General features: G+C 31.7%; 5 protein-coding genes, 1 tRNA gene, 1 rRNA gene and 1 other annotated feature. All 7 genes read left to right on the top strand.

From position 1 onward, the window contains the following. The first annotated feature begins 114 nt into the window (after positions 1-114). The 7 genes from rrf to CPJCM30710_RS12445 all read left to right on the top strand — a co-directional run bounded on the left by rrf (position 115) and on the right by CPJCM30710_RS12445 (position 7,724). Positions 115-232 (top strand): 5S ribosomal RNA (gene rrf, locus CPJCM30710_RS12475). Positions 233-238: 6 nt separating this feature from the next. Further along, positions 239-313 (top strand) — tRNA-Glu (locus CPJCM30710_RS12470). A gap of 211 nt (positions 314-524) precedes the next feature. After that, the gene (locus tag CPJCM30710_RS12465) at positions 525-1,289 is read left to right on the top strand and encodes a hypothetical protein (protein WP_212904499.1); all 765 of its coding nucleotides are present in this window, start codon (positions 525-527) and stop codon (positions 1,287-1,289) included. Between the two features lie 267 nt (positions 1,290-1,556). Further along, positions 1,557-2,699, top strand: coding sequence for a glycerate kinase family protein (locus CPJCM30710_RS12460; protein ID WP_212904498.1), 1,143 nt, complete (start codon positions 1,557-1,559; stop codon positions 2,697-2,699). Between the two features lie 192 nt (positions 2,700-2,891). Then, positions 2,892-5,081 carry an alpha-galactosidase gene (locus CPJCM30710_RS12455; RefSeq protein ID WP_212904497.1) on the top strand — a complete coding sequence of 730 codons (2,190 nt, stop codon included), beginning with the start codon at positions 2,892-2,894 and terminating at the stop codon, positions 5,079-5,081. 401 nt (positions 5,082-5,482) lie between these two features. Then, positions 5,483-5,779, top strand: a binding site (T-box leader). A gap of 65 nt (positions 5,780-5,844) precedes the next feature. Then, entirely contained in the window at positions 5,845-7,164 is a 1,320-nt protein-coding gene (locus tag CPJCM30710_RS12450) for an anthranilate synthase component I family protein (RefSeq protein WP_246503535.1), read from the top strand. Next, on the top strand, positions 7,161-7,724 hold the full coding sequence (locus CPJCM30710_RS12445; RefSeq protein WP_212904496.1) for an anthranilate synthase component II: 564 nt from the start codon (positions 7,161-7,163) through the stop codon (positions 7,722-7,724). Before CPJCM30710_RS12450 ends, CPJCM30710_RS12445 begins: the two co-directional genes overlap by 4 nt. Positions 7,725-7,784: the final 60 nt, after the last annotated feature.

Below are 7,784 nucleotides of genomic sequence, written 5' to 3'. Positions count from 1 at the left end.
GAGGTGTAAGCATGGTAACATGTTAAGCTGACTGATACTAATAGGTCGAGGGCTTGACCAATAAAAAGGCTAAAACTTATGTGCAATTTTGATGGAATAAAATTCATCAACAAATCTGGTGATGATGCTTTTAGAGGATACACCCGTTCCCATACCGAACACGATGGTTAAGCTCTAAGAGGCCGATGGTACTGCACGGGCGACTGTGTGGGAGAGTAGGAGGTTGCCAGGTCAACATGGCTCCTTGGTCAAGCGGTCAAGACACCACCCTTTCACGGTGGTAACAGGGGTTCGATTCCCCTAGGAGTCACCACATAAATACTGTATAACTCGATATGCTTCCGGGGTGTATCGAGTTTATATATTTGTAGAACGTAATATAAGTTATATAAAAAGAACTGCCAAATTAAGCAGTTCTTTTTTTGTTTGTAAAAAACATAAATCATATATAAAGATAATCATACTTAATAATAATAAAAGGAAAAGGGGATAGTATATTTATAATAAATTAAAGAGGAATGGGCATGGATAGTATAAATATAAAACATTATTTTTATAATATATCGAATCTCCCTATTAAAGAAAGCTATCAAAAAGAAGAATTGCTAACTAAGGACTTTTTTATAGAAAAAGAAAAAAACTTAGAAATATATTTTTGTACTCATAATGAGTATATCAATGTTAATGCAAAAATCTTTATTGTGGGTATAACGCCAGGTTTTCAGCAAATGAATAGATCTATTGTAGTAGCAAGAAGATGTCTAGAAAAAAATATACCATTAAATAAAATACTTTATATTTGTAAGTGTGAAGGGAGATTTTATGGTATTATTCGCAAAAATATAATAGGAATGTTAGATGAATTAGAGCTAAATAAAGTACTTAATATAAAAAGTTGTGAGGAGCTTTTTGCAGAGAAAGATTATCTACTACATACAACATCTATGATTCCATATGCAGTTTTTTCTAATGAAAATAACTATACTGGGCATAGCCCGAAAATATTTAAGAGCGAACTGTTATTAAAATATATAAATCAATATTTCTATCCACAAGTAGAATTACTTAAGGAAGCCCTAATTATTCCACTAGGAAAATGTGTAGAGGAAGTATTATGGGATCTAATAGACAAAGGAATTGTTGAGGAAAGACAATGCTTAATGGGGTTTCCTCATCCTTCTGGTGCTAATGGTCATAGGTTAATTCAGTTTTCAAAAAATAAAGTGTTAATGAAAAATGCAATTAATCTTTTAGGTGAAAAATTGCAAATCAAATCATCATTTCATTAAAAGAAGAGAAGGGTAGTTTAATACTACTGTAACATATAGAAATAATGTTAAGAAATATTTAATATATTTAGTTACTAAATAACTTATACTGGTGAGGGAAACTTATCTTACTAAACTGTAAGATAAGTTTTTTTATGCAGCATTTTAATAAGAGGATGGAGGACTTCACATAAAATATGTTAAAAAGTATATTTTTATTAAGCCGTATTTTTGATTATAATTGAAGTACAGCTATTAGATATTGAAATAGTTTTTGGAGGATGAATTATGAATAAGGATTTAGTTATTGTATTGGCACCAGATTCTTTTAAAGAGAGCATGACAGCAAAAGAGGCTTGTGAAGCAATGGAAAGAGGAATTAAAAAAGTAAATGATAAAATTACTTGTATACATGTACCAATGGCTGATGGTGGAGAAGGTACAATGCAATCTCTAGTAGATGCAACTAATGGAACAATATACTCATTAAAAGTAATTGGACCTCTTGGAAATGAAGTAGAAGCACAATATGGTATTCTAGGAGATGGAGAAACAGGTGTATTAGAAATGGCTAGTGCAAGTGGAATTCATTTAGTGCCTTCAAAACAAAGAAATCCACTTATAACAACAACATATGGTACTGGTCAGTTAATCAGAGCTTGTTTGGACCATAGGGTAAAAAGATTATTAATAGGTATTGGTGGAAGTGCCACAAATGATGGCGGTGCAGGTGTTGTCCAGGCTCTAGGTGGAAAGTTATTAGATAAAGACAGAAACGAGCTAGGTTTTGGAGGCGGACAGTTAGGCAAACTAGATAAGATTGATTTAACTAATCTTGATTTACGTCTAAAAGATGTTTTAGTAGAAGTAGCTTGTGATGTTACAAATCCACTTTGTGGAGTAAGAGGAGCTTCCAAGGTGTTTGGACCACAAAAGGGAGCAACTCCAGAAATGATAGAAATACTTGACAGTAACTTGGAACATTATGCAGAGATAATTAAAGAGTATTTGCATAAAGACATATTAGAAGTACCAGGAGCTGGAGCGGCAGGCGGATTAGGAGCTGGACTTATGGCATTTTTAAGTGGTACATTAAAAAAAGGTATTGAAATGGTAATTGAATATACTGGATTAGAAGAAAAGATTAAAAAAGCAGATGTGGTTTGGACTGGAGAGGGGAGTATTGATTTCCAAACTCAATTTGGAAAGACTCCTTTTGGAGTTGCTACTGTAGCTAAAAAGTACAATAAGCCAGTAGTAGCACTAGCAGGTAGAGTTGGTGAAGATATAGATATATTATATAAAAGTGGAATTGACTCAATTTTTTGCATTATGAGAGGGGTAACCTCTTTAGATGAGGCATTAGAAAAGGGCAAAGAAAATATAGAGAAAACTTCTGAAAATATAATAAGATTGATGAATTTAGTGTAATGAATAATTAAAAATAAATATGAATTTTATATGTAAAGAATTGCTAAATTGAGCAGTTCTTTTTTTTACTGAATCTAACATTTAACCATATTCTTGTAACATATATATATGTTATTTCAATATAATGCAAGCTATAATACTAAATATAAGATATTTGAAAACGTTAAACAGGGGATATTTGGGAGGGGAATTATGGCTATTATATATGAACAAATAAGTAAAACTTTTCACTTAAAATCAAAGGACAGCAGTTATGTAATTAAAGTTTTGGATACAGGTCATCTTGTCCATCTTTATTGGGGAAAAAGCATAAATTCAAGTAATCTAGATTATTTAGTAAGATTAAAAAATTGGGGAAGCTTTCTTGCAAATACTGATAATATAGATGAATTTAGTTTAGAGGCATTACATCAAGAGTATCCTTCATATGGTAACACAGATTTGCGTTCACCTGCTTTTCAATTGCAGCTTGTTGATGGTTCAACAATAACAGATTTGAGATATGATTCTCATAAGATATATAAAGGAAAACCAAAATTAGAAGGTCTTCCAGCAACATATGTAGAAAATGATGATGAAGCAGATACATTAGAAATAACATTAATAGATAAGGTGGCTAATGTAAGAGCAGTATTATTATATAGTGTATTTAATGAACTTGATGTTGTAACAAGATCAGCAAAAATCATAAATGATAGCAGTGAAGATGTTAAGATATTACGTATATTAAGTTCAAATGTTGATTATAGAGATAGTGAATTTGATTTAATTCAACTATCAGGTGCATGGGCTAGAGAAAGACATGTAGTAAGAAGAGGATTGACAAGTGGTGGTCAATCAATAGAAAGTAGAAGAGGTGCAAGTGGACATGCTGAGAATCCTTTTATAGCTTTAGTTAGAAAGGATACAGTTGAAGATAAGGGAGAAGCTTATGGCTTTAGCCTTGTTTATAGTGGAAACTTTTTAGCAAATGTAGAGGTTGATTTATATAGTAATGCTAGAGTTCAGCTAGGAATTAACCCATTTGATTTCAATTGGTTATTAAAGAGTGGAGAAGCTTTCCAAGCTCCAGAAGCAGTGCTTGTTTATTCAGATAAAGGATTAACAGGTATGTCAAGTACTTATCATAAAATTTATGGTAAGCGTCTTGCTAGAGGAAAATATAGAGATGCAGAAAGACCTATATTAATAAATAACTGGGAAGCTACTTATTTTGATTTTAATGACGAAAGTATAGAAAATATAGCTAGAGAGGCTAGTGATCTTGGCATTGAACTATTTGTTTTAGATGATGGATGGTTTGGAAAAAGAGATGATGATACTAGCTCTTTAGGTGACTGGTTTGTAAACAGAGATAAAATTAAGAATGGTTTAGATACTCTTGCTAAAAATATAAATGATATGGGTCTTAAGTTTGGTTTATGGTTTGAACCAGAAATGGTTTGCCCAGAAAGTGAGCTGTACAAGGAACATCCAGATTGGTGTATTCATGTTAACGGAAGAACAAGATCAGAAGCAAGAAAGCAGCTTATATTAGATTTATCAAGGCAAGAAGTATGTGATGAAGTTATTAAAAGAATATGTGATGTATTAGCTTCTGCACCAATTTCATATGTTAAATGGGATATGAATAGAAATATGACAGAAATAGGCTCACTAGCTTTACCAGCAGAGAGACAAAGAGAAACAGCACATAGATATATTTTAGGTCTATATAAAATTATGGATGCTGTAACTTCAAGGTTCCCAGACATTTTATTTGAAAGCTGCTCAGGTGGTGGTGGTAGATTTGACCCAGGTATTCTATACTATATGCCACAAACATGGACTAGTGATGATACAGATGCAATAGAAAGATTAAAGATACAGTTCGGAACTTCTATGGTTTATCCAAGTGCTTCAATGGGATGCCACGTATCAGCAGTACCAAACCATCAGGTTTATAGAAATACTCCAATAAATACAAGAGCTGTGGTAGCAATGGCAGGTAATTATGGTTATGAGCTTGATGTAACAAAGTTAAGTAGTGAAGAAAAGGAAGCCATTAAGGAACAAGTTAATTTATATAAGGAAATAAGACATATAGTTCAATTTGGAGAATATTATAGATTAAAGAGTCCATTTGAAGGAAATGATGTTGCTTGGATGTTTATTTCCGAAGATAAAAAAGAAGTAGTGGTAAGCTATGTAAGACAATACGCAAAGCCAAATGCACCATTTACATCAATCAAGTTAAGAGGCTTAGATCCTAACGGAAAATACAGATTGATAAGTGAGGACTCAATTTTTGGTGGAGATGAGTTAATGTATGTTGGATTAAATATGCCTGAATTAAGGGGAGATTACCAAGGTACAATGTTTAGATTTGAAAAAGTTGATTAATATATTTGATTTGTCGCTACTATTTCATTAAGATGAAATCAATTTAAAACTGAGCAGGCCCGATGCCTGCTTAGTTCTATTTCCTAAAATTCGTTAAAGATTGAACTTATATATCTTTAGAAAAAACATTTCATGTTGAGGTTATTTTCATGAATTGTTTAAGGAGTGAAGTTGTATATCTCTAGTAAATTTGATGTCTATTAAGTTTTAGCATTAAATATTTTATCGATAAAATCAAATTATCATTTCATTAAATAATTAGCAAAAGAAATAACAATTTATCAGTCACCATTGATAGACAAAGGGAATATATTACTAACATAACATGTAAATTAAAAAACTAAAAATACCACTTTACAAATAAATTTAATTAATATATAATTACAATAACAAATCGATAGTCAAATTCAAAGAGTGAAAAGAGTAGGTATAGTATGTAGTTTCAGCGATTCGGTGGTGGTGTAAGACCGATACGATCATATATACTGAATGGGTTCACGAGAAGCAGGGTGAAATAATAGTAGTCTGAGCCGTATTTCCCACGTTACAGGGATAGGATATCGAATTTATTCTGTATCCGATAGAGATTTGATACATTGGGTGGCAATATACACTTTTCCTAATTTAGGAAGGTGTTTTTTTATTATAAAAATGTATCTTAACTTGGGTGGTACCGCGAGACGCATCTCGTCCCAACTTTGGGATGAAGTGCGTCTTTTTCATACATAATAGTATTAAAACAGTATATTTTAGGGGGAGAATTATGAAAGATTTATTTGTCTACACTAAAAGAATACCTTCAAATGGTGAAACACCAGTAACATTATATGAAAAATTAGTTGGAGAAAAACAAGGCTTTCTTCTTGAAAGCAATGATGTAATAAAAGGCAGATATTCCTTTATAGGAAAGAATAATAAGGATTTAAAACAATCATTAAATGAAATAAAAGAAAATATTAGTAAATTTAAGGTATACTGTAATGAAAATATTCCCTTCACTGGGGGATATGTAGGTGTAATAACTTACGATGTAGCGAAAGAGCTTGAAGAAATACCAAATGAGAACCCAGATAACATAGGTTTTCCTAAATGTAATTTCTTTTTTATAGATGAGTTTTTAGCTTATGACCATAAAACTGATGAAATAATAGTAGCTAGTTTATATGAAGAAAAATTAAAAGAATTAGAAGATAGCATTTTAAAAGGTAAGGTACTAGAAAGAGAGAAAAGAGCTAACTCTAAAGAGTTAAATATAAAATACCATGTAACTAAAGAAGATTTTATAAATAAGGTTAATAAAGCAAAAGATTATATAGAGGATGGAGATATTTTCCAAGTTGTTTTATCTCAAAGAGTATCAATGGATATAACTATTCATCCTTTAGAAATATATAAAACTCTTAGAGTAATAAATCCATCTCCATATCTTTTCTATTTTAACTTTAATGATTTTCAAGTGTTAGGAAGTTCACCTGAATCTATGGTTGAAGTAAGAAATGGAATAGTAACTACATGTCCTATAGCTGGTACTCGTCCAAGAGGATGTAATGAACAGGAAGATGAAATATTAAAAGAAGAACTTTTGGCAGATGAAAAAGAAAGAGCAGAGCACTTAATGCTTGTTGATCTTGCAAGAAATGATATAGGTAAGATATCGAAAATAGGTACAGTTAAAGTACCAACATTTATGAATGTAGAAAAGTACTCTCATGTAATGCACATAGTATCTCTTGTAAATGGAGAAATAAAGGATGAGTTAAATGGTATTGATGCTGTGTTAGCTACATTACCTGCAGGTACATTATCAGGTGCTCCTAAAATAAGAGCTATGGAAATAATAGAAGAGCTTGAAGAAGAAAAAAGAGGAGTTTACGGTGGGGCTATTGGATACTTTGGTTTAGACGGAAACATGGATACATGTATAGGTATAAGAATGGTAGTTTGTAAGGATAATAAGGCTTTTGTTCAAGCAGGAGCAGGAATAGTTATGGATTCAATACCTGAAAAGGAATATGAGGAAACACTTCATAAAGCTTCAGCCATAATTACAGCGATAAAAAAAGCAGAGGGGGAGAAGATATGATTTTATTAATTGATAATTATGATTCCTTTACATTTAATCTTTATCAATATATTGGGGAATTAGGATGCAAAGTAAAGGTAGTAAGAAATGATAAGTTCGAATTATCAGATATAGATGAAAATGAAATAAGTCATATAATCATTTCTCCAGGTCCTGGACATCCAAAGGATGCAGGAAAATGTATTGATGTGATTAAGGCTTTTGGAGGAAGAATACCTATTCTTGGAGTTTGCTTAGGACATCAAGCAATAGGAGTTGCATATGGTGGAGAGGTAGTGCATGCAAAGTATAAGATGCATGGAAAGGTATCTGATGTAAAGCATAATTCTCTTGGAATTTTTAAGGGTATAGAGAACCCTTGTAAGGTAGCAAGATATCATTCACTTATAGTTAATTCAGAAAACCTACCAGAGGATTTAATTATAACCTCAGTGTCAGAAGAGGGAGAAATAATGGCACTTCAGCATAAAGAACATCATGTATATGGAATACAATTTCATCCTGAATCCATATTTACAAAAGAAGGAAAGAATTTATTGAAGAATTTCATTAGCATATAAAGCTATAAATAAGATACACAAGTTGATAATTTAATTAAGAATTAAGCTTGTATATTAGTA

It is taken from the genome of Clostridium polyendosporum (assembly GCF_018332455.1).
In the GTDB taxonomy this organism is placed as follows: domain Bacteria; phylum Bacillota; class Clostridia; order Clostridiales; family Clostridiaceae; genus Clostridium_AY; species Clostridium_AY polyendosporum.
This window is presented reverse-complemented; position numbering and strand designations above follow the sequence as displayed.